This window comes from Micromonospora sp. DT68, from assembly GCF_049847245.1.
GTDB lineage: Bacteria > Actinomycetota > Actinomycetes > Mycobacteriales > Micromonosporaceae > Micromonospora > Micromonospora profundi.
Genome location: NZ_JBNCNZ010000002.1, coordinates 14,972 through 36,550, shown reverse-complemented (window position 1 = coordinate 36,550; position 21,579 = coordinate 14,972). Strand labels below are relative to the sequence as shown.

18 protein-coding genes are annotated in these 21,579 nt (G+C 70.8%); 5 read left to right on the top strand and 13 right to left on the bottom strand.

The genetic code is table 11. The features are described 5' to 3' along the window. The first annotated feature begins 39 nt into the window (after positions 1 to 39). From ACPXB1_RS03425 to ACPXB1_RS03415, 3 genes are all read left to right on the top strand, one after another. Positions 40 to 939, top strand: a complete 900-nt coding sequence (locus tag ACPXB1_RS03425) for an NAD-dependent epimerase/dehydratase family protein (RefSeq protein WP_425734795.1) — start codon at positions 40 to 42, stop codon at positions 937 to 939. Between the two features lie 237 nt (positions 940 to 1,176). Then, a complete protein-coding gene (locus tag ACPXB1_RS03420; RefSeq protein WP_355632745.1) occupies positions 1,177 to 2,361 on the top strand; it encodes a low temperature requirement protein A in 1,185 nt (394 codons plus the stop codon). A 175-nt stretch (positions 2,362 to 2,536) separates the two neighbouring features. After that, on the top strand, positions 2,537 to 3,433 hold the full coding sequence (locus tag ACPXB1_RS03415; protein WP_355588679.1) for an acetyltransferase: 897 nt from the start codon (positions 2,537 to 2,539) through the stop codon (positions 3,431 to 3,433). Between the two features lie 86 nt (positions 3,434 to 3,519). On the opposite strand, the gene ACPXB1_RS03410 is transcribed toward ACPXB1_RS03415, so the two are convergent. Then, positions 3,520 to 4,044 carry a DinB family protein gene (locus tag ACPXB1_RS03410; protein ID WP_355632748.1) on the bottom strand — a complete coding sequence of 175 codons (525 nt, stop codon included), beginning with the start codon at positions 4,042 to 4,044 and terminating at the stop codon, positions 3,520 to 3,522. A 95-nt stretch (positions 4,045 to 4,139) separates the two neighbouring features. Beyond that, the gene (locus ACPXB1_RS03405) at positions 4,140 to 6,023 is read right to left on the bottom strand and encodes a Xaa-Pro dipeptidyl-peptidase (protein WP_425734794.1); all 1,884 of its coding nucleotides are present in this window, start codon (positions 6,021 to 6,023) and stop codon (positions 4,140 to 4,142) included. A gap of 340 nt (positions 6,024 to 6,363) precedes the next feature. Between ACPXB1_RS03405 and ACPXB1_RS03400 the strand changes: the two genes are divergently transcribed. After that, positions 6,364 to 9,708: a S8 family serine peptidase gene (locus ACPXB1_RS03400; protein WP_425734793.1), complete on the top strand. Its 3,345-nt coding sequence runs from the start codon at positions 6,364 to 6,366 to the stop codon at positions 9,706 to 9,708. Between the two features lie 59 nt (positions 9,709 to 9,767). On the opposite strand, the gene ACPXB1_RS03395 is transcribed toward ACPXB1_RS03400, so the two are convergent. The 3 genes from ACPXB1_RS03395 to ACPXB1_RS03385 all read right to left on the bottom strand — a co-directional run bounded on the left by ACPXB1_RS03395 (position 9,768) and on the right by ACPXB1_RS03385 (position 11,729). Continuing rightward, positions 9,768 to 10,262, bottom strand: a complete 495-nt coding sequence (locus ACPXB1_RS03395) for a DUF2231 domain-containing protein (RefSeq protein WP_425734792.1) — start codon at positions 10,260 to 10,262, stop codon at positions 9,768 to 9,770. A gap of 85 nt (positions 10,263 to 10,347) precedes the next feature. Further along, complete coding sequence (locus tag ACPXB1_RS03390; protein WP_053652876.1) at positions 10,348 to 10,980, bottom strand: LysE family translocator; 633 nt, start codon at positions 10,978 to 10,980, stop codon at positions 10,348 to 10,350. Between the two features lie 2 nt (positions 10,981 to 10,982). Beyond that, on the bottom strand, positions 10,983 to 11,729 hold the full coding sequence (locus tag ACPXB1_RS03385; protein ID WP_425734791.1) for a metallophosphoesterase: 747 nt from the start codon (positions 11,727 to 11,729) through the stop codon (positions 10,983 to 10,985). 93 nt (positions 11,730 to 11,822) lie between these two features. Here ACPXB1_RS03385 and ACPXB1_RS03380 point away from each other — a divergent pair, with 93 nt between their 5' ends. Then, positions 11,823 to 12,425, top strand: coding sequence for a CGNR zinc finger domain-containing protein (locus tag ACPXB1_RS03380; RefSeq protein WP_425734790.1), 603 nt, complete (start codon positions 11,823 to 11,825; stop codon positions 12,423 to 12,425). A gap of 9 nt (positions 12,426 to 12,434) precedes the next feature. Here the strand turns inward: ACPXB1_RS03380 and ACPXB1_RS03375 are convergent, their stop codons facing one another. The 8 genes from ACPXB1_RS03375 to ACPXB1_RS03340 all read right to left on the bottom strand — a co-directional run bounded on the left by ACPXB1_RS03375 (position 12,435) and on the right by ACPXB1_RS03340 (position 21,474). After that, positions 12,435 to 13,484, bottom strand: coding sequence for an SEC-C domain-containing protein (locus tag ACPXB1_RS03375; RefSeq protein WP_425734789.1), 1,050 nt, complete (start codon positions 13,482 to 13,484; stop codon positions 12,435 to 12,437). Positions 13,485 to 13,856: 372 nt separating this feature from the next. Then, entirely contained in the window at positions 13,857 to 14,693 is an 837-nt protein-coding gene (locus ACPXB1_RS03370; protein ID WP_425734788.1) for an aldo/keto reductase, read from the bottom strand. A gap of 103 nt (positions 14,694 to 14,796) precedes the next feature. Further along, the gene (locus tag ACPXB1_RS03365) at positions 14,797 to 15,543 is read right to left on the bottom strand and encodes a hypothetical protein (protein ID WP_425734787.1); all 747 of its coding nucleotides are present in this window, start codon (positions 15,541 to 15,543) and stop codon (positions 14,797 to 14,799) included. Between the two features lie 13 nt (positions 15,544 to 15,556). Further along, a complete protein-coding gene (locus ACPXB1_RS03360) occupies positions 15,557 to 16,765 on the bottom strand; it encodes an exonuclease domain-containing protein (RefSeq protein WP_425734786.1) in 1,209 nt (402 codons plus the stop codon). A gap of 14 nt (positions 16,766 to 16,779) precedes the next feature. Next, positions 16,780 to 17,475: a DUF6218 family protein gene (locus tag ACPXB1_RS03355; RefSeq protein ID WP_425734785.1), complete on the bottom strand. Its 696-nt coding sequence runs from the start codon at positions 17,473 to 17,475 to the stop codon at positions 16,780 to 16,782. 162 nt (positions 17,476 to 17,637) lie between these two features. Next, a complete protein-coding gene (locus tag ACPXB1_RS03350; RefSeq protein ID WP_306271770.1) occupies positions 17,638 to 18,042 on the bottom strand; it encodes a hypothetical protein in 405 nt (134 codons plus the stop codon). Beyond that, the gene (locus ACPXB1_RS03345) at positions 18,039 to 20,492 is read right to left on the bottom strand and encodes an AAA family ATPase (RefSeq protein ID WP_425734784.1); all 2,454 of its coding nucleotides are present in this window, start codon (positions 20,490 to 20,492) and stop codon (positions 18,039 to 18,041) included. The genes ACPXB1_RS03350 and ACPXB1_RS03345 overlap by 4 nt, the downstream gene beginning before the upstream one ends. A gap of 82 nt (positions 20,493 to 20,574) precedes the next feature. Then, a complete protein-coding gene (locus ACPXB1_RS03340; protein ID WP_306271768.1) occupies positions 20,575 to 21,474 on the bottom strand; it encodes a hypothetical protein in 900 nt (299 codons plus the stop codon). Positions 21,475 to 21,579 lie beyond the last annotated feature (105 nt).

The window sequence follows — 21,579 nt, the reverse complement described above, 5'->3', positions numbered from 1 at the left end:
GCGTATTAGGCACCGCGCCTCACCGGAGAAGATGTCAGGATGACCAAGCCCGCCTTGCCCTGGCGCGTCGTCGTCACCGGCGCCACCGGCAAGCTCGGCCGTGCCGTGGTCGCGCACCTGCGCGCCGTGGGCGTCGACGTGCTGGCGGTGGACCGCGCCGGTGGACGTGACCCGCGCGATGTGGATGGCGAGTTCCTCCTCGCCGACCTCACCGACTACGGCCAGGTGGTGGAGGCGTTCACCGGGGGCGCCGACGAGCACGCCGGCGGCGTCGAGGCCGTCGTGCACCTCGCGGCAGTACCCGCTCCCGGGCTGATGTCCAACGCGACGACGTTCGCCAACAACTCCGCCGCCACGTACAACGTGTTCGCCGCGGCCAGGGCCGCCGGCATCAGGCGGGTGGTGTGGGCGTCGAGCGAGACGGTGCTCGGCTTGCCGTTCGACACGCCGCCGCCGTACGCCCCCGTCGACGAGGAGTACGCGCCACGGCCGGAGTCGACGTACTCGCTGAACAAGGCCCTTGAAGAGGAGATGGCGCGGCACTTCTGCCGCTGGAGCCCGGAGCTGGTCATGGTGGGCCTGCGGTTCTCCAACGTGATGGACGTCGAGGACTACGCGGCGTTCCCCTCGTTCGACGCCGACCCGCGGGCGCGGCGCTGGAACCTGTGGGGCTACATCGACGCCCGCGACGGCGCGCAGGCGGTCGAACGGGCGCTCGCCCACGACCGGCCCGGCGCCGACGTGTTCATCATCGCCAACGCCGACACCGTCATGACCAGGTCCAGCGCCAGCCTCATGGCGGAGGTCTACCCGGGAGTCGAGATCCGCCGGGAGTTGGGCGAGCACGAGACGCTGCTCAGCATCGACAAGGCCCGCCGGGTCCTGGGCTTCGAACCCCGGCACTCGTGGCGCAACCATGTGGACCCGTCCGGTCGTTGAGCCCGTGCCGTCGGGCCGCAGCCGGATCCGCGATAACCCACGGGAGCTCGCGAAGATCGGGATAAAGTGCCTCAACGGGTACGGGGTGGACCGGTCGGCGGGGAGGCTCGGGCGATGGCATCGGCGCAGGCCACCTCATTCGCCGGAATCGTCGGCACGACCGTACCGGCGGCCCCTTACCGGCTGAGCTGACAACGTGCGGGGACCAACCTGCCGGCCGGCGGGCCGGGCACGAGCATGCTGATGCCCTCCTGGTCGCGCGGGCTGGCCGACAGCCGCAGCCCGCGCAGCGCGACAGTCCTGGAGCTGCTCGTCGACGTCGTCTACGTCTTCGCGCTCGCGCGTCTGGCGGGCCGGGTCGCCGACGACCTGACCATCGTCCGGCACACACTGCTGTCGGAGGCGGGTCAGACGCTGCTGTTCTTCACGGCGATGTGGATGATCTGGTTTCTCAACGCCGTCATGTCCAGCACCTACGATCCCCGCCGCACCGACATCCAGGTCATCCTGCTGGCGACGATGTTCGGCACGCTGGTGCTGGCGGTCAGTCTGCCGCAGGCGTTCGGCCAGCGGGGTCTGATCTTCGCCTGCACGTACGTCATCATCCAGGTGGGCCGGCCGCTCTATCTCACGCTGGCCCAGTGGGGGCACCCGCGAGGGCGGCTCCCCGCCCGGGTACTCACCTGGCACGCGGTCTCCGCTGTGCTGTGGATCGGTGGCGGCATCAGCGGGGGCTTCGGGCGTGGGGTCTTCTGGAGCATCGCCCTCGCCATCGAGCTCGTCGGCTCCGCCACCCACTGGCCGGTGCCCCGCCTTGGTGAGAAACGACCAAGCAACCCGTTCGGGATTTCCGAGGCGCACCTGGCGGAGCGGTACAACCAGTTCTTTATGATCGCGCTGGCCGAGGTGGTGCTGGAGACAGGGCTCGCGGTGAGCTTCCCAGGCTTCTCGACCGGGCGGACCGTCACTCTCGTGGCTGCCTTCGTGACAGTCGTGGCGTTCTGGCGGCTGTACTTCTACCACCTGGCCCCGGGGCAGTCCGCGGACTCGGACGCGCTGCGCCTGGCCCGGTCGTCGGGCTTCAGTCTGATGCTCATCGTCGCCGGCATCATCTGCACGGCGGTCGGGCTCGGGCAGGTAATCGACGACCCCGACCCGCCGATCGACTGGGCGCTGGTGGCGATCATCTTTGGCGGCCCGGTGCTGTTCCTGATCGGGCGCGCCTATCTGGAGCGATCCGCGATTCGGCCGCGCTCCGGGGTGCTGCCGATCGGCGCGCTGGTGCTGATCGTGGCGGCGCCGCCTGTGGCCTTCCTTCCGCCGGTCGCCGTGGCCGCCGTCGCGGGGTTGATCATGGTTGGGATCGCCGTCGCCGACGGGGTGCTCCACGGGCGCGGCTCGCAGACCAACCCAACGTTGTAGTCGACGCGGGACGTGGCGCCGTCTGCCTTGTGACCGGCGAGCGCGTCGGGTAACTTCGCGGGCACGCCGTCGAGCCTGAGAGGAGGTCAGAACAATGTCCGATGTTCTGCGCCCCCTCCGCGTCCCGGCGTCCACGCGGATCTGACCGGGGCGCGCGCCTTCCGGAGGACCTGCCATGACCGACCTGGTCATCCGCCCGCTCGTCGCGGGCGAGGAAGAATTGTTCGACTCCATGCCCGATCCACTGCCGCAGTTGCGCAAGATCGCGTACGCCGACGGCGTCGCTGGCGGCGGCTACCGGCCCGAGCACACCTGGGTCGTCCTGCGCGGCGGCCAGGTGGTCGGTAGGGCGGCCTGGCTCCTCCCGCCCGGGGCCGTCGGCACCCCCTGGCTGGACCGGTTCGACCTGGTCGCCGAGCCGGAGGTGGGGGCCGCGCTGCTGCGCGCCGCCCACGAGGCGCTCGGAGGGCCGGGCGTGTACTACGCCGCCCTGCCGGCGCACTGGAGGCGTCGACAGGAGGTGCTGGCAGTGGTCAGCGCCCCGATGGAGGCCGCTCGGCTGGCCGGGCTTGTCGAGCGCGGAGAACGGCTGCGGTGCTCCTGGACAGGCACGCCGCTCCCGGCCACCTCCGGGCGGTACACGTTCCGCAGGCCCCTCGACAAAGCGGAGATCAACACCTTGGTCGCCCGGATCGCCGAGCCGGACGTGCTGACCGGGGTGGAGACCGCGCAGGGTGTCGGCGGAGTCGACCTGGCCACGGACCCCCTGGCCTGGCTGGGGGATTCGACCGAGCAGTGGACGGTCGGGTTGGCCGACGGTGAGCCGGTGGGCCTTGTCAGGCCGACCGGCGACGCCTGCTTCCCACTGATTGCCTACCTCGGCCTGCTCGACGACGCCGTCCGGGGCGAGTTGCTGGTCGAGGCGGTCCGGGTGCTGGCCGAGGACGGTGCCCGGGAGGTGATCGCCGACGTGGACGCCCACCGGGCCGCGGTGCTGGCCGAGCTGGAACGGACCGGCTTCCGGCAGATCCGCTCGCGCGTGACATTCACGCCGGCGACAGAACAGGAGTAGACGGTCGGGGTGCGCCCTGCGCCACCAGGGCGCACCCCCGCCTTCCTTAGGGGAGGCCCTGCACCGCACCTGCGATGGTCGGGGCGTTACCCGCGTGCGTGGCGCAGCAGGCGGAGCTGACCGATCTCGGCAGCGTTCTTCATGAGTTCGCCGTTCACCCAGGCGATCATGTGGGCGACGGTGTGTGCCGGGTCGCCCTGCCAGGGAAACGGCGCGACACCGTCGAGGTCGGCGTCGTCGAGCCGGTTCAACACCGCCAACCATTCGGTACGGAGGTCACGCAGCCACGCCACAGCCCTGTCGCCGTCGCCGGGCCAGCCGATCGCGGTGCGCTCCCGTGGCGTACGCCCCTGAGCGTGGTCGATGGCGACAGTCCACCACCAGCCGATGTGCCAGGTGAGCCACCCGATCGTCGGGACGGGGATCGGGTCGGGCTCGACGTCAGCCCAGTCCGGCGCCCATCCGCCGTCGGCGTCCGGGCGCACCGTCCAGCAGTGTGCGGCAGGCTCCCAGAGGACGTCGGCCGGCTCCAGCCGTTCCAGGTGGTACTCGAACAGCGACCAGGTCAAATCGAACTGCCACAGCAGGATGTCACGACGGGATACCGGCACCCGACGACCGTGCCACATCCCTGCGTACCCGGTCGAACGTTTTGACAGCCACGTGCCGGCCCGACGTGCCGGACCGCCCCACCTGACGACTGACGTCAGAAGCCGAGCACGGCCCGTCCGCCGACCACCGGCAGCCGCAGCTCACTGTCGTTCGGCGCGACCCGCAGCCGGGTGCCGCCAAGCGGCAGCAGGGTGTACTCCTGGTCGCTGGAGAAGACGACCACACCGATCCGGTGGCCAGCCGGGAAGACGTAGTCCTTCGGCTCCATCGTCCACCGGTAGTCGTACAGCTTGCCCTGCTTGACCGGCTTGGTGCGCTCGGCGCTCTTGCGGTTCTGCGGGTCCATCCAACCCCGGGTCACCACTGTCGGCGTTGCGGTCGAGCCCACCGGGCCGTAGTCGACCAGGTACGCCGTCAGGTTCGCGTCCGGCTTGTTGTCGATGGCCATCCGCAGCCGCATTTCGGGGCGACCGGAGATCCGCACGCTCTGGGTCAGCTCGGGGGAGCGGTAGACGAGCCGGTTGGCGCTTGCCGCGTCCGGGTTGGCGACCAGGGTGTCCGGGCCGATGGTCCGGCCCTCGTCGACGAAGCTCTGCTCGACCTTCGCCTTCGGCGGCTTGCCAGTGGTGAGCGCTCCCGGGGCGGTTGCGTCGTCGGCGGAGAACCGCAGCCCGACCTCACGCGCCGCCGGGTCGGGCCAGTTGGCGTACGTCGTGTAGGCCCGGTCCTCCCGCTGCAACACGGCGGTCGGCTCGTCCATGATCCCGTTGCGGACGTTCCACAGCCAGAAGTCGAACCAGCGGTTCTCGGTCTGCTTGTAGGTCCACGTCCGACCGTCGGGCAGGGTCACCGAGGCGCTGCTTCCCGGACCGCCGTGCCCGCCCTGGTGCAGCCAGATCTTGCGCGGCACGTCCCGCTTGGCGAGCTGGTCCCACCAGCCGGCGAAGTGTCCGGTCTTGACGTTCCAGTCGTTGAGGCCGTGCACGACGAAGACGCTCGCCTTGACGTCGCGGGCGTCGTAGTAGTCGCGCTCCTGCCAGAACTTCGAGTAGTCACCGGTCACCCGGTCCTGCTCCGCGGTGATCTTTGCGATCTCGTCGGCGCACTGCCCCTCGGCCCGTGCCTGCCCGGCCGTGTACTGGGCCAGGACATCGAGGTCCTCACCCTGGTAGGTGCCGGGCGCGACGACCAGACCGTTGGCCCGGTAGTAGTCGTACCAGCTGCTGATCGCCGAGACCGGCACGATGGTCTTCAGACCCTTGACGCCTGTGGTGGCCACCTGGTTCGGCAGCGTTCCGTTGTAGGAGACGCCGGTCATGCCCACCGCGCCCGTGGTCCAGCCGGCGGTGACGGGGGCGCCGCTCGCGTCGTACCCCTTTGCCCGCCCGTTGAGCCAGTCGATGACGGCCTTGGTGCCCAGCGTCTCGGCCTGGTCGCCGCTGGTCGGGCAGCCGTCCGAGTCGCCGGTGCCGACGCTCTGACCGAGCACCACGGCGTACCCGCGCTGGACGTAGTAGTCGTCAAGCGAGCCGGGCAGGTTCGCCTTCGCCTCGGCCCGCTGGACGCCCATGTCGAGCGCCCGATGCCCGGACCGGTCGGTGAGGCCGTTCTGCGGCAGGTCGTCGACAAGCACGCTCGGGTACGGCACGTCACCCCAGGTGCCCTTGCGGTACGGGCTGTGCTCGAAGATGACAGGCACCTTGAAGCCCTGCGTGGCGGTCTCCCGGGGTCGGGAGATGTCGATGGCCACCCGGTCGGGGCGGCCGTCGTGGTCGGTGTCCAGCGGGGTCTGGACGTACACCCGCTCCTCGATGGCGTCGGCAAGCGAGAACACCGGCTGGGTCATGCCGTCGGCGACCACGATGCCGGTGGGGGTGGCGGCCACCGCGGGTGGGGTCGCCGAGGCCGGGGCTGCGCTGAGGACCAGGGCGCCGGACACGCTGACGCTGAGTAGGGCCAGATGGCGGGGTCGACGCATGCGCGTCTCCCTTCGGTTGGGCTGGTTGCCGGGTCGCGGCAGGGGCCAATCTCGAAGATCCATTCGCCGTCATGCTAGGTCCGGGGCGACGTTCCGTCGATCCCGTCGGGCGGCGTCGTAGGTGAACACGTCCGCGTGGGACGGCCGGTTGCGCGCCCCGACCGGGGGCGGCAATCGAACCGACATCGAACCGTGTACGGCGGCGACACATGGCCGAAACCCTTGTCAGGTGGGCGAAGGAAAGGTGTCTTCCAGGGGCTCCGAAGATCACGTACACGTGCATATGATCTTGCGCGCAGCGCCGAAAAGGCGTGTTTGTCCACATGAGACAGGGAGCAGGATGCTCAAGAGAACGCGGTGGCTACTGGCCGTCGCCGTCACGGCCACGGCGCTGACCGCCCTACCGGGAGGCACCGCCACTGCCAGCCCCGACGGGCTCAGCCGACCCAGTGCGCCCGACACCGCCACCGACCGGAAAACACACACCGTCACCCTGCTTACCGGGGACGTGGTGACCGTACGGGCCACCGGATCGGGATGCCCGCACGCCACTGTGCAACCCGCCGACCCCAACTCGGTCATCCACCAGACCTGCGGTCCGGACGGCCACCTGCACGTCATCCCCGCCCGCGTCGCGTCCCAGGTCGGCCCGGTCCTCGATCCCGACCTCTTCGACGTCACAGTGCTGATCGCCGACGGGTACGACGACCAGAACACCACTGAACTGCCGCTCATCGTGCAGCCCTCCACCGCCTCCGCCCGGGCGGCCGCGCTCGGCGACGTGCTGGCGCTGCCCAGCATCGGCGCAGTCGCCGGCCGCGTACCCAAGAAGAGCCCGGCCACCGCGAAGCTCGCCACCGACTCCCTGCTCGCCGGTGCGAAGAAGGTGTGGCTCGACCGCAAGGTCCGCGCCACCGCGCTTACCGGCGTCGGCAAGCCCACCGGCCTCGACCGCAACCTGGTGCAGGTCGCCGCGCCTGATGCCTGGAAGGCCGGCTACACCGGCAAGGGTGTCCGGGTCGCGGTGCTCGACACCGGCGCCGACTTCACCCACCCCGACCTGGCAGGCCGCGTCGTCGACCGGGCCGACTTCACCGCCGAGGGCGGCGACGCCGTCGACCACAACGGCCACGGTACGCACGTCGCGTCGACGATCGCCGGCACCGGCGCGGCCTCCAACGGCCAGCGTCGCGGCGTGGCTCCGGCCGCCAACCTGGTCATCGGCAAGGTCCTCGACGACCACGGCTCCGGCGAGGACTCCGGCATCATCGCCGGCATGGAGTGGGCCGCCGCCCGCGCCGACGTGGTCAACATGAGCCTCGGCGGCAGCTACCCGGACGACGGCAGCGACCCGCTCTCGCTCGCCGTCGACGCGCTCAGCGAGCGGACCGGTGCGCTGTTCGTGATCGCCTCCGGCAACAGCGGTGGCGCGATCTCCTCGCCCGGCTCCGCCGCCAGCGCCCTGACCGTCGGCGCTGTCGACCGGGACGACCGGCTCGCCGACTTCTCCAGCCGTGGCCCGCTTGTCACCAGCCGCGTGGCCAAGCCGGAGCTTGTCGCGCCCGGTGTCGACATCGTGGCCGCCCGCGCCGCCGGAACCAACCTCCAGGACCCGATCGACAAGTTCTACGAGGGGAGCACCGGCACCTCGATGGCCGCCCCGCACGTGGCGGGCGCGGCTGCCCTGCTCGCCCAGCGGCACCCGGACTGGACGGGGGAGCGGCTCAAGGCGGCGCTCGTCGGTGCGGCCGACCCGCTGACCGGCGTCGACCCGTACGCCGTCGGAGCCGGCCGGCTCAACGCGGCCCGCGCGCTCGGCGGCCCGACAAGCGACCAGCCGGTGGTCAACCTCGGCACGTTCGCGTACCCGCAGTCGGGGACCAACGAGACGAAGCTGACCTGGACCGGCGACGCCTCCCCGGCGACGACCCACCTCGACCTCGACGTGTCGATCGTCAACCACGACGGCCAGGCCGTGCCACGCGGTGCGGTGTCGCTGTCGACGAGCCGGGTGACGCTCAAGCGCGGCAGCACCGCCAACGCGACAGTGCGGATCAACCGCGCGGCGCTTGCCGCGCGACCCGGCTTCTACCTGGCCACCGTCACCGCCCGCGGCCCCGGACGCAAGCTGGCGTCGACCACCCCGGTCAGCTTCTACGTCGAGCAGCCCAGCTACGACCTGACGATCCGCACCAAGCCACTGCCCGACCTCTCCGAGGGTGCGGAGAGCTGGATCAACGTCCTGGTCGCCAACCTCACCGACCCACTCCTCTACTACGGTGGGCCCAGCGGCGTACCCGGTGAGACCTTCACCGTCCGGGTGCCCGCCGGCCGGTACGCGATCCTCGGCTCGTCCGCCGCCTACTACGTCGACAGTGACGTGCTGGAGTCGACGCTCATGGGCGAGTCCGACCTGAACGTGACAGGCCCCCGCACCGTGACGCTGGATCCGGCCCGCGCCAGGCCGGTGACGGCGACTGTCGACGGGGTCGCCACCACGCCGACGCGCGTCGACTTCACCATCCTCCAGACCGCGCCGAACGGCCAGGCCTGGTGGAGTCAGGTCAACGGGTACGGGGCCGCGACGAGCGTCCGTACCTCCCCGTTGCCGAAGCCCAGCGTCGGATCGCGGCGCGGTTGGGCGGCCGTCAACCTCAACTCGCCCGCAGGCACGGCCATGCCGTACCGCTACAACCTGGTGCACGAGTATCCCAATGGCGTGCCGGCCGACCCCGCCTACCGGGTGAGCAGAGCCGAGCAGGCCCGCCTGGCCCGCATCGACCAGCGCTTCCACCAGATGGACTCGCCGGGAATGGTCACCCAGCTGATCCGGACCGGCTTCACAGCCGACGGGCTGGGCGTGACCCAGACCCACGAGGGCAACCTGCCGCCGTACCGCACCGACTACCTGTCGCCGGAGATCGTCTGGGCCGACGAGGGTGTCTACGGTGGACTGTCGGCCCAGGAGGCGCCTCGCCGCTACCAGCCGGGCAGCCGGCAGTCGAAGATCTGGGCGCGGCAGCCGCTGCACTCCGGCTGGTACGACGACCCGGCCGACAACGGCTGGACCTGCGCCACGCCTCCGTCACGGACCCGGGGCAACCTGCACATCGACCTGGTGTCGTTGACCGACCAGCACCAGCGCGCCGACTGCCTGCAGAACAACGCGATCGGGGTGAAGCGCAACCTGTCGCTGTACCGCAACGGCACACTCGTCGAGAAGCGGGACCTGCCGTACGCCGACATCACCGTCGGGCAGCAGGCCGCCGACTACCGGATGACCCTCGACGTCGACACGAGCCTGATCCTGCCGATCTCCACGAAGGTCTCCACCTCGTGGACGTTCCGGTCCGCCGGCCCGGACGGGACCGGGAGCGTGCCGTTGCCGCTGTTCGCTGTCGACTACGCGCTGCCGATGGACACCGCCAACCATCCCACCGGCGGCACCGCCGAGTTCGCCGTCCGCCAGGCGCACGGCGTCAAGGCGCAGAAGGTGACCTCGTTCCAGGTGTGGACCTCCACCGACGACGGCGTCACCTGGAAAACGGCCCGGGTCACCCGCAGCGGGGACACCTACCGGGCCGAGCTGCCCCGGGCCGGCACCGTCTCGCTGCGGGTGAAGGCCGACGGCGACAGCGGTAGCGGCATCGACCAGACCATCATCCGGGCGTACGCCGCGGGCTGACGGTCAACACGGTGGTGCGGCCCGCTTCAACAGGGCCGCACCACCGCTGTCCGGGCCGATCACTGGCCCTCCCAGACCGCCTTCGCGCCCGAGTCCCCGGTACGGATCACGTAGTACACGGCGACACCTGCGGCCACCAGCGACAACACCTGCAACGCCACAGTGAGCGCCCGGCCCTGTCGCGCGTCCGCGTTCCCTTCGGCGGTTCGCGGCGCGACGAACCGGACCAGGGCCAGGGCCACGATCGCCAGACCGATGCTCGCCCACAGCGTGAAGTCGCCGAACTCCTGGTGTGCCTCCAGCTTCGGCAGGAACTCGGGGGTGACCCGGTTGGCCGACCGCATGCGGTCGAAGAAGGCGTCACCGGAGAGCTTCGCCAGCAGCGCGGACAGCGGTGCCCCCACGGCCAGCAACCCCAGCACCCAGCGGGTGTGCGGGCGGATCGGCGGGACGAACGCGTACCCGACCGTGAGGAGGGCCAGCAGCGGCACGAACACGACAGCGGCGTGCAGCACGAGAGGGTGGGCGGGAAGGCCCATGAACTCCTCGAACATCGGCGACTCCTCCGGTGACAACGGATCTCGATGATCCAGACAGGGACGCTAACGGTACCCGCCGGACGCGTCACCCAGGATCGCCTCAGGTCACCGCAGCCCGTACGCCGAGGCCGAGCAGGATCACCCCGGTCAGCCGGTCCAGCACCCGTCGGACGGCGGCCGTCCGGAGCAGCCGGCCGGCGGCGCCGGAGACGACAGTCCACCCGGCCAGCCAACAGGTGTGCAGCGCGGAGTGCGCCGTGGCGAGGAGCAGCATGGGCACCAGGACGGGACGGCCCGGTTCGAGGAACTGCGGTGCGAGGGTGAGGTAGATGGCGGCGGCCTTGGGATTCAGGACGTTGCCCAGCAGCCCCTGGAGGTAGGGGTGGTCCACCCGCCACGGCAGTCGGCGCGTGCGGGCCGGCGGTGCCGTGGTCGACGGGGAGCGCCGGGCTGCGGAGAACAGCATCCACAGCCCGAGCCCGACCAGGTAGGCAGCACCGACGAGCTTGACGACCCAGAACGCCTGCGCCGACCGGAGCACCAGCGCGGCCAGGCCGACGGCGGCAAGTGTGGCGTGCAGGTAGAGCCCTGTGACCGTACCCAGGATCACCCACCACCCCTGCCGCCGACCGCCGGTGGCGACCCGCGAGACGACAAGCGTCAGGCTCGCACCAGGTGTGGCGGTTATCGGCGCGACGGCGACCAGGAAGCCGAGCACGGCCACGCCGCGCACGCTCAGACCACCACCCGGTAGTGGGTGGTGAAGAGGCCGCTGTCGTCGTACACGTGGAACGCGACGCCGGGCGGCTGGGTCTGGGTGGTCAGCGGCCGGTCGCCCTCCCACGGCATCCGCAGTGTGGAGACCACACCCGGCGCGATCCGCAGCGGACGGTCGGCGAACGTGCTCGCGGCGGCCGTGTGGAAATGCCCGGTCAGCACGGCGACGACCTGCGGGTGGGCGGCGACCAGGGCGGCCAGGGGATCGACCTGCAGCAACCGCATCGCGTCGATGACCGGATGGTGCAGCACGACCGGCGGGTGGTGCAGGGCGACGAACGTCGGCGCTCCCGCCGGCACCGAAGCCAACTCGTCGGCGAGCCATGCCAGAGTCTCGTCGTCCAGGTGGCCGTGGTCCTCGCCGGGCACGGACGAGTCGGCCAGGAGGAACACCGCGCCGGCCACGTCGTGCCGGGCGTTGATCGGGCCGGTGCCGCCGCCGTCGTCCCCGAGCAGACCCTTGCGGTACGCGGCACGCACGTCGTGGTTGCCGGGGCACATCAGGACCGGTAGGGGAGAGTCGAAGAGTCTCGCGGCGGTCTCGTACTCGGACACCTCCCCGTGATCGGCGATGTCCCCGGTGATCAGGATCGCGTCGACCGGTCGCGGCAGGGCGTGCAGGTGGTCCATGACCCGGGCGGCCCGCTCGGCCGATCGGGGGTGCCCGTCGAGGTGGGTGTCACTGAGGTGCGCGATGACCAACACGACTGCCCCCTAATGCATTAAGAATGCGTCAACCATTAGGGACGCTACACTTGGCGACACCGGCCACACAAGCCGCGTACGGGAGAGGCACCGATGTCCGCACAGCTCGCGCTCGCCCTGGTCAGCACGATCCGGCACGACGGCAACGGCGGCGTCGCCGACGACCTCGCCGACGTCGCCGGCCTGACCGCCTGGCTCCGCGAGCACGCCGAACCACTGCGCGAGTACGTCGCCAGGTGCGACACCTCCCGCGTTGAGGTCGACGAGCGGACCCGCCTCGACGTGGTCGCCGTGCGCCGCGCCGCCCGTACCCTGTTCGCCGTCGCCGTCCGACCGGGCCCACCGAGCCGAGCCGACTCCACCTCGCTGCTCTCCCCGCCGGAGGCTGTCGACCGGCTCAACCAGGCCGCCGCGACGGTGCCCGTCCGGCCCGTACTGACCTGGGAGCAGGAGGGCACACCGGTGCTGGCCTGGCACGGCGAGGCGACCGAGGTCCGGTTGGCACTCCCGGCAGGGCTGGCCCGGGCCGTCATCGAGTTCCTCGCCGGTGCGACCCGCGAGCAGTTGCGCGCCTGCCCCGCGCCCCGCTGCGTACGCTACTTCGTCAAGGACCACCCGCGTCAGGAGTGGTGCAAGCCCTCCTGCGGCAACCGGGCCCGCGTCGCCCGCCACTACCAGCGACACACCGCGAGGTAGCCGGCGCGCTCAGCCGCGGGACCGCGGCAGGCAGTCCTTCTTGTACTTGAGGCCCGAACCGCACCAGCAGGCGTCGTTGCGCTCGGGCGGCCAGGGGATCCGCGCCGCCGGCCGGGCCGCCAACTCCCGCGCGTAGCCGGCTCGGACCTCCCCGTCGGCCGGGTCGCTGTCCTTCCGGCCGGCGAAGCCGTCCAGCCCGTCGACAGTCGCTCTGAGCACCACCAGCCCGACCTGGCCGGCGTCGGCAAGCCGCACCAGCTCCTTCTCCAGCCGCGCCCGGTGTGCGTCCCAGTCCGGCCCGTACACCTCGGTCAGCTCCGCGTGTGTGGAGAGCAGCCGGTCGAACTCGGCCCGGGGCCAGAAGATCAGATCCGGTTCACCGCCGCCCCGTTCCCCCGCCCGGCGGACGAGCTGAGCCTCCACGCGGTCCGCCAGATCGTCGTGCCGGTCGTGCGGCAGGTTGAGATTCCGGCGGACCCGGTGGCGCTGCTGCAACAGGAAGAACAGGACCCCGGGCGACTCGGGCGGCCCCACCTCCACCGCAGGTTCGACGGCGGTGATCGCCTGCGCCGACGCACCGGCGGCGGTCGCCCGCTCGCCGAGCAGAGTGTCGACCGCCTCGCTCAGCCACCTTTCGGCGATCGCCGAACGGCCGGCGGCGTCCAACGCCGCACTCACGTACGCGGGGGCATCGGGTTGTACGAGCAGCAACGGGCGCAGCGCGGTCAGCTCCGCCATCGCCTCGTCGTCCCGGCCGCCGGCCTGCAACAGGGCCCGTGCCCGCAGCGCCCGGGCGAAGCCGGCCCGGGGGTCATCACCAGTCGGGTACGCCGCCAGGGCGCTGTCCGCGTACCGCAGGGCGGCATCCGGCCTCGCCCGGATCTCCGCGATCTCGGCGGCGAGCGTCAGCGCGTCCCCGGCGTCGTCCGGATCCTCCAGCCTGCCCTGCTGCACCGCCTCGGCGATGTCGGCGGCGACACCGAGCGGGTTGGCCGTGCCGAGCGCAGAGCGGCGAAGTTCGGCGAGGTCAGCCCTGGTGAGTACATCTTTCGTCGACACGGCTTCACGCTACGTCGGGGTGCCCCGGACCGTCGGCAGATCACCCGTTACGCCCAAGCGCGCGCGTCGCCCGTCGCCCGTCGGCCCGCGCGCGTCGCGCGTCGGCCCGTGCGCGTCGCGCGTCGCCCCGTGCGCGTCGCGCGTCGCCCTGCGCGGTGCGCCTCGCCCCGCGCGCGTCGACCGGGTCGTGATCGTCGGGTGGGTTCTCTCGGCTGGCGGCGGTCCTGCCAACGAGCGTGATGACTCAGAGGAATATTGATACCTCCCAGTCATCACGCTCCTCATGGCATCCGCCCCACCCAGACATCACATTCGGTAATTGCCGAGCCGCACCTCATCGGCCAATCGCACGATGGCGCTGCGGCGTTTCGCTCAGAACTCCTCGTACACCGCCGGGTCCTGGTCAGCGAGACGCCCGTCAGGGCGGCCCAGCGCCGAGATGGCCTCGACCTCCGCGTCGCTGAGCTTGATGCCGAAGACGTCCAGGTTCTCCGCCTGCCGCTGCGGGGAGGCGGCCTTGGGCAGCGGGATCACCTGGCGGGCCAGGTGCCAGGCGAGAATGGCCTGCGCCGGGCTGATGCCGTGTGCGGACGCGATGTCCACGACCGTCGGGTGCTGCTGCACGTCGTTGCCATGGCCCAACGGGCTCCACGCCTGCACGAGGATCCCCTGCGCCCGGTGATAGTCGATCGCCTGCTGCTGCGGGAAGTACGGATGCACCTCGATCTGGTTGACCAGCGGGGCGACCCCGGTCTCGGCCACCAGGCGGTCGATGTGCTCGGGCAGGAAGTTGGACAGACCGATGTTCCGGACCAGGCCACGCTCGCGGGCTTCGATCAGTGCCCGCCACGCCTGCACGTACAGGTCGACCTTCGGGTTGGGCCAGTGGATGAGATACAGGTCGATCCGGTCGAGGCCGGTGCGGAACACGCTCTCCTCGATGGTGGTCAGCGCCTCGTCGAAGCGGTGGTGCCGCCCCGGCAGCTTCGAGGTGACGACCAACTCGTCCCGCACGTCGCCCACCGAACGGGCGGCCCGGCCCACCGCACCCTCGTTCTCGTAGTTCACCGCCGAGTCGATCAACCGGTAGCCCGCCCGTATCGCCTGACCGATCGCGTCGACCCCCGCCGAGCCGTTCAGCTGGTACGTGCCGAGTCCGATCGCCGGCAACGACGTGCCGTCACCAGCCGTCAGATGGGGAATCGCCATGGTTGGTCCGCCTTTCGTCGCCCGTTACCTGGACCCTATCGGCACGAGCTGCCCGGCCAGCGGAGGCTTGATCCGGGGTGAACGTGGAGCTGCTCGACGTCCTTCAGTGAATCGAGGATTCACCGTCCGTGCTCTCGACCGTTGGCGAGGTGTCGGGTTCCTGCCCTGGCCACGACGTCGGGGGAGGGCCGAATGCGCGACGACTAGCGCGTACAGCCAGAGTGGCGAGGGCAGCATTGGCGCCACCACCAATCACGGCGCCGATACCGAACGGTGCCGCTCGACCGAGAACGATGACTCCCTGTCTGGTGCCGTACCTGGTGACGAAGTTCTTCCCCAGGATCTTGTTGATCTGGCGCAGCGTCTGGGCGGGCACCTTGGCGACAACCTGACGTCCCCAGTGTTGCCCCGTTCGCTCGGCGACCTTGGTTATCGTGGCGGAGCCGGACCCGCCCAGCATGATTCCCATAACGATGGTCCGGCGACGTTCGAGTTCATCGATGGGGACGCCGTGGACCTCGGCGATCGAGAGCGCGAAGAGAGCACTCAGCTCGAGAGACGAGAACAGCTCGCCGGCCGATAGCGCCAGCGCGACGCCGGTGCCGACGCCGGGCGCCGCAGCGGCTCCACCGACGGCAGCACCCGTCCCGGTCAGGGCGCTGACATACATCCGCTCCAGATTGCGAATCACCTCGGCAGGCGTCGCCTCCGGGTTCCGCTGGCGGGCACGGGCGATGTTCTTGCGCACCATGGCGCCCTGGGCGTCGAGTGCCTTGTCCAAGAGGTCGAGGACGCGCTGCCCACGTACGGCATCTTCCGGAACCGGCCCCTCGAGGGACTCTGTAGCCATGCCTTCGAACTCCTTAGAGGTTGGCGAGCATGCGCTGATACGCGACCGGGTGGACAACCGGAACCGCGTACTGGCGGGCCTTCTTGGCTTTACCGGACATCGAGTCGGGGTCGGCGGCCACCAGGAGTCGGGTCTTCTTTGTGACGTTGTCACCGACCTGCAGCCCTGCGGCTCGGGCCTCGTCTTCCCATGACGACCGAGGTGGTTCCATCGCCCCAGTAAAGACCACCACGTCGCCGGATTGGAGCCGCCACTGGTTGGTGCCAGGCGGGATCACGCCGGCGTCACGGGCGGTCTTGAGGGCGTGGTCGACATCGGTGGCCTGCAGCCCCAGCAACGAGGCAACCTCGTCCAAGTCGTGGCGCTCAGCCGACGTGAGGACTCTGTCCTCGAGCGCCACACCGGCCAGACCTGCCAGGTAGGTACGGTGCAGGTGGTCGACGTCGACTCGGGCGAGGCCGAGATCTTCGGCCGTAGCGACGAGCGCGTCGGCCTCGCTGGCGGAGATGTGCCGGTCAAGCAGTGCCCGGTCGAGCAGTTCCAGGTAGGCGTCACCTTGCGGCTCGCGGATCCTCGGAAGCCGGTCCACCAGACGGGCCAGGAAGTGCTCGGCCTGGTGCCCGGGATTTCGGCGAGGCACCGGAACCACTGCTTCGCTAGCCAAGGGCGGCCAAGGGGTAGCCGCAGCGGCGTCTACTACGGACGTCCATGGCAGCGGCGTGCCTGCGTCCCGCAGGTAGCGGGCTAGCAGTTGCGCCGCTGCCCGCGCGTCGTGCAGAGCGGAGTGTTCCTGGTGCGGCAGCAACCCTGCCGCGCGGCAGCAGTCGCGCAGGCTGCGGCCGGCCGACGGAAGGAAGTGCGCGGCAAGCCGCATAGTGCACAGACCCTCTGTCGTGCTGATCGGCGGTTCGACTCCCAGCCGGCGATACTCGGCGAGGAGGAAAGCGGCGTCGAAGTGCAGGTTGTGGGCGACCAGCACTCTCCCGCGTAGAAGGCTGGCGAGGTGGCCCGCGAGTCGGCTGAACTCTGGCGCGTGTCGTACCTCGGCGGCCGAAATGCCGTGGATGAGTTGCGGCCCGAGGTCCCGGTTGGGGTTGACCAGGCTGCACCATTCGTTCGTCACCTGACCAGCGCCGTCCAGCTGGATCACGGCGACCTCGACCATGCGGTCGTGCCAGCTGGTGCGCAGGCCCGTCGTTTCCAGGTCGATGACTGCGTACACGTCGAGTCGGCTCCTTATACCGTGGCCAAAGCAGAGGTGTCGGCGGCGGCCCGCAGCCGGGCCAACCACCGTGGAGGCAGCGGCTGAGGCTCGCCCAGATCGCGCAGATACTTTCGGCGATACCGCGCCTGCTCTGTGTCCTGCCAGAGTTGCGCGGTCATGGCGACAGCCGACGTCAGGGCCAGGGCCGTCGCCGCGACTGGCGAGGCGGCCCGGGGCTGCCGAGCGAGCCGGTTCGCTAGATCCTCGTGATCCGGCATCTCGGTGGCCCAGCCGAGCGGCGCCAGCTTCGACTTGGACACCGCACGCTGCCGGTCGACTGCTTCGGCGTAAGAGGCCCGGCGTTCGCTGATTTCGGTGAGAAGCTCTGGGATGGCCAGCACGTGCCCCCGCAGCGTGCTGATCAGTTCGTCTGGCAGTACGTGGGCAACCTTGTTCAGGATCGCGGCAGGCGTCTCTCGGTCCCACCCGACCAGGCATCGTCCCTGCAACATCCACATGATTTGACGGAACTGGTCGTCCCGCAGGACATCAGCGAGGCGCACCACCCACGCCCCGCCAGCGCGTCCGGTAGGGCTGAGCCGCCACACGGCCACGGCCTCCGCGCCGTCGGTGTCGGGGCCGACGGCGAGAACAGCATGACCGCGCGCGCCGGGTACGTAGTCGACGGGGATGGTTAGTTCGTTCTCGGATTCCTCGGGTTCTGCCATCCCACATCCTTCATGATCGGCAAGGGAACAAAACAGTACGTGTCTATGCCGCGCCGCGGCTCAACCGGAGCGACACCTCATTTCGCGTTGTGTCCAAACGCGAGTGGCTGAACAGATCTAGCGCGCGCTGCGAGATGGTCGGGTCACCGTGGCTATGTGCGGTTACCGCCGCCCGCTGGCGTTCGGCTGGAGTTGTGCGAGCAGCGTGCTCACCTCGGTGTGCAGCCGTCGCAGCTCAGCCGCAGTGAGTGCCAGCTCGTAGCAGTGATGATGTGTGGCGGCGGACAGCGTCGCCCAGGCGAACGCCACCCGCCGGGCGGTTTCGACGCCCGGCCCGAGCCGGCCGCGCAGCATCAACTGCTTCGCGCGGCCCTGCCGGCACGCCGCCACGGCCGGTTTCACCTGCCGCCAGTAGGCGTCGATGCCGCCCTCGAGGGCGAGCCGGATCAGGCAGGCGCAGGCACGCGGCCACCAGCCCGCGCCTACCGCTGTGGCGCCGAGCAGACCGGACCCGCGCAGCAGTTGGTCGGCCGCCGCCAGGCAGCGCTGCGGTGTCGGCGGGGTCACGACAGGACCGTCGCGAGGAAGCGGGCGTCCGTCGCCAGGCCGGGCAGGTCCGCCAGGTACGCCCCGTGCACGCCCTCCCGACATGCCTGGTACGCGTCGACGGCCCGTCGTCCGTGCCGCCGGCCGAGCCAGCCGAGCACGTCCCCGCCCTTGTCGGCGTCATCGAACACCGCCAGGGCGACGATGGTGGCGAGCCGCCGGGACGCGTCCTCGATCGCCTTCTCGATGTCGGTGTGCGGCGTTCCGCGCGCCACCCGGTTCCGCCAGACCGTCCGGTGGCAGGCCGCCTCGATCGCGGAGCGGCACAGTTCCGCTACCACCGGCCCGCGTACCTCGGCGGTGATCTCGTCGTTGCGCGCCAGCGCGTACGCGTCCTCCAGGTAGCGGGTCACCGGATCGGAGCCGGGCCGCAACGTCACCACCGACCGCTCCGCGCGGGTCACCTCGATGATCCGCGCCTTGCCCACGTCGAGGCGGCGGACCGCGTCGGGCAGGCGGGTGTCGTGCGTGAAGACGATGACCTGCCGCTGCTCGGCCAGTTCGGCGAGGACCCGGGCGAGGCCGTCGACCTTCGCCGGGTCCATGCTCTGCACCGGGTCGTCGACAACGATGAACCGGAACGGGCTCTCCGGCGCGCAGCTGCGCGGCAGGAACGTGGCCAGCCCGAGCGCCTGCATCTCGCCCTGGCTCATCACTCCGAGCGCGGTGCCGTTGTCGGCGCCGTCAACGCTGACCGGAAAGACCACCCGCCGTCGGGTGTTCGCGCCTTCGAGCGTCATCGCCCCCAGCTCGACGTTGCTTTCCTGCCGCAGTTGCGCCCAGATCCGCTGCGAGTGCCCGGCGAACGGCGCGACCCGCTCGTTGCGGATCTTTCCCCCGGCGTCCGTCAGCCACGCGCGTGCGGCCCTCAACCGGGCCAGGCCCGCCTCCCGCGCCGGCAGTTCGCCGGCGGCGGTCAGCCACTCGCGCACCTCGGCCGCCACCGCCCGCCAGCCGGTGTCGCGCTGCCGCAGAAACCCCTCGGCGTACGCGCGGGCCGCGTCGGCCGCAGCCACCACCACCGGGTACCGCGCGTCCAGGTGGTCGGCCAGGTCAGCCGGATCCCCGGGTACGCGCCGCAGCGCGGCCACAGCGTCGCGCAGCGCCCCGACCGACGCCTCCGTCCCCGGGCCCTCGGGCATTGCGAGGTCGTCGATCAGGTGGTGCGTCTGCCGCAGCAGAGCCGTGAGCCGGCTCGCCGCCGTCTGGGCGGCGACGCTGCGCTGCCGCAGCTCCGTCAGCGCCTCCGCAGCAGCGGCGCGCCACCCACCGTCGAGGGTGCCGGTGGCGCACACCGGGCACGATCCGTCGCCCTCGTCCTCGTGATGTTCGAGGGCGAGACGGAGCAGTTCGGCGCTGCGGAGCGCGGCCCGGGACCGACCGCCGTCGTACCGCCGTGCCTCGGCCTCCGCGTCCCGCAGCTGACCGGCCAGGCGGATCACCTCGTCGACCGGCGGTGGGGCGAAGGCGGCGAGCTCCCGGCAGAGCAGGACCGTCTGGGCGCTGGTCGCCTCGTCCGGCTCGTCGAGGATCGCCGACACCGCGTCGAGGTCGACAGCGCCCCGACCGCGCAACAACGCGCCGACCCGCCGAGCCCGATCGTCGGCCACCTCTTCGAGCGCCTGGGCCAGGGCGGCACGCTGTGCGCGTACCTCCTTGATGGTGGTGTCGTGCGGCCGGGCGGCGCGCAGCAGACGCCTGTCGGCCTCGGTGAGGGCGTCCAGCCCGAGGATCGCGAAGAGTGCGTCGAAGAGTTGGCTCTGCGTGCCGGCGGCGAGCTTGCCCAGCTCGGCGGCGGTGAGGAACGGCCGGTACAGCTCCAGTGGACGTGCCAGACCCAGCTCGGCAAGGTCGGTGTGCCGGCCCTGGGCGCTGGTGACTGTCACCTCGGCGCCGGCCAGTTCGGCGTTGAGGGGCCAGGCACGGTTCACCCGGGTCGGCGTGGCCACCCCGTCGACCCGCAGCTCCACGCCCACCCAGCACGGGTCCGGGTTGTGCAGGTTGCGCCAGCCGGTACGCCAGACGCTGGTCCTGTCGGCCCAGCGGGCGCTGTCACCGGTCAGCGCGAGTTCGACGGCCTCGGCGAAACTGGACTTGCCGGAGCCGTTGCGGCCCACGAGCACTGTGAGGCCCGGACCGGGGTCGATGTGGAGGGTCCGTTCCGGGCCGACGCCGCGGAACCCGGCAACGGTCACCGACTTCAACCAGATCCGTTCCGTTGGACCGTCGCCGGCCGGGGAGCGGGAGGCGAGCCGGGTGGGAGTGCCGGCGAGGGTGGCAGCCAGGTCCTCCTCGCCGGTGAGCGCGGCGAGGACCAGTTCGGCGGTCTCGGTCGATACGCCGTCAGCGGCGGCAAGCCGGTCGAAGATCAGCTCGATCAGTGGCGTGGTGGGCAACGGAGGCTGTGTCATGACGTCTCCAGGCGTGTGGTGTCCGCAGACCGACGGCTCGTCGGTCCGCCCGGGATGAGCGGTAGATGTGGGTTGCCTCGGCTCAGCGCGCCGGGCGCCACTCGCCGCAGTTCTCGGAGCTGAAGGCGTAGTCGGACGAGCGGATGGTCACCTGCACGCGGCGAGCGCTGTTGGTGAAGTAGTTGTCGATGGTGCCGCCGGAGCTGTTCTGCCGCTCCCAGTAGCAGCCGTCGACGTCGGTAGTGACGTACGTGCCGGGCTTGATCTCCTTGCCGACGCGGAACGTGCCTTCGCCGAAGAGCCGACCTTGGGCCGCCAGATCCACGTCGACCTGTCCGCGCTTCACCGCCTCGCGCCACCTCTTCGCGTACGGGTAGGTGGGGCAGAGCAGGAGAGCCGCGTTGATCTCCGGGATCTGCTCGCTGCTGGCGGCGAAGCTCGCCTCCAGGTACGCGTCCTCTGGGTCGACGCCGGCGCACATCTCGTACAGGGTCGTGATGGTCCCGTCGTCGTACTTGGACGTCTTCAGCGCGGCCTTCTCGGTTTCGGTAACGGGATAGATCTCCGCTTGGGCGTCACAGGACGTCGGCTTCGCTGCCCAGACCTCGCTGAAGTCCGGCCGGCCATCCTTGCCGGGCCGCACCGTGAGCAGCGCATCCCAGTCGTTCCGGGTGTCGCACTCAAGGCTGACCGGAGGTTGCTGTGGGGTGTTCTTGGGGTCGTCGGGGTAGGTGTCGCTGGAGTCGGAGATGCCGTCGCCGTCACGGTCTGGCGGGGGAGTCGGAGTCGGTGACGCGCTGGCAGAGGTGGCTGCGCTTGGGGAGGCGGTCGTCGGCGTGGCGGTGGAGCGTTGCCTATCGTCGCCGCAGCCGGTGAGCGTCGTGGTCAGCAGCGCGGTGGTGAGCAGCGCACCGGCGGCGCGGACAGCCCGGTGGAGGTGGTTGGTCCGGACGGGCGTGTCATATGGCTGGGAACGGGCCATTGTCGTCTCCACAGATAGGGGAGGTCCGCGAGCCGGGGCCGGTCGGACCGGAATGGGCGGGGCGGGCGGTCAGACGCTTGGAGCTGACGTCGGTGAATCAGTCGG

Coding starts and splice junctions, on each gene's coding strand:
- ACPXB1_RS03405 (WP_425734794.1), bottom strand. CDS start 6,023: ATGCGTCGACCCCGCCATCTGGCCCTACTCAGCGTCAGCGTGTCCGGC.
- ACPXB1_RS03340 (WP_306271768.1), bottom strand. CDS start 21,474: ATGGCCCGTTCCCAGCCATATGACACGCCCGTCCGGACCAACCACCTC.
- ACPXB1_RS03345 (WP_425734784.1), bottom strand. CDS start 20,492: ATGACACAGCCTCCGTTGCCCACCACGCCACTGATCGAGCTGATCTTC.
- ACPXB1_RS03425 (WP_425734795.1), top strand. CDS start 40: ATGACCAAGCCCGCCTTGCCCTGGCGCGTCGTCGTCACCGGCGCCACC.
- ACPXB1_RS03395 (WP_425734792.1), bottom strand. CDS start 10,262: ATGTTCGAGGAGTTCATGGGCCTTCCCGCCCACCCTCTCGTGCTGCAC.
- ACPXB1_RS03355 (WP_425734785.1), bottom strand. CDS start 17,475: ATGGCAGAACCCGAGGAATCCGAGAACGAACTAACCATCCCCGTCGAC.
- ACPXB1_RS03415 (WP_355588679.1), top strand. CDS start 2,537: ATGACCGACCTGGTCATCCGCCCGCTCGTCGCGGGCGAGGAAGAATTG.
- ACPXB1_RS03420 (WP_355632745.1), top strand. CDS start 1,177: ATGCTGATGCCCTCCTGGTCGCGCGGGCTGGCCGACAGCCGCAGCCCG.
- ACPXB1_RS03380 (WP_425734790.1), top strand. CDS start 11,823: ATGTCCGCACAGCTCGCGCTCGCCCTGGTCAGCACGATCCGGCACGAC.
- ACPXB1_RS03370 (WP_425734788.1), bottom strand. CDS start 14,693: ATGGCGATTCCCCATCTGACGGCTGGTGACGGCACGTCGTTGCCGGCG.
- ACPXB1_RS03400 (WP_425734793.1), top strand. CDS start 6,364: ATGCTCAAGAGAACGCGGTGGCTACTGGCCGTCGCCGTCACGGCCACG.
- ACPXB1_RS03365 (WP_425734787.1), bottom strand. CDS start 15,543: ATGGCTACAGAGTCCCTCGAGGGGCCGGTTCCGGAAGATGCCGTACGT.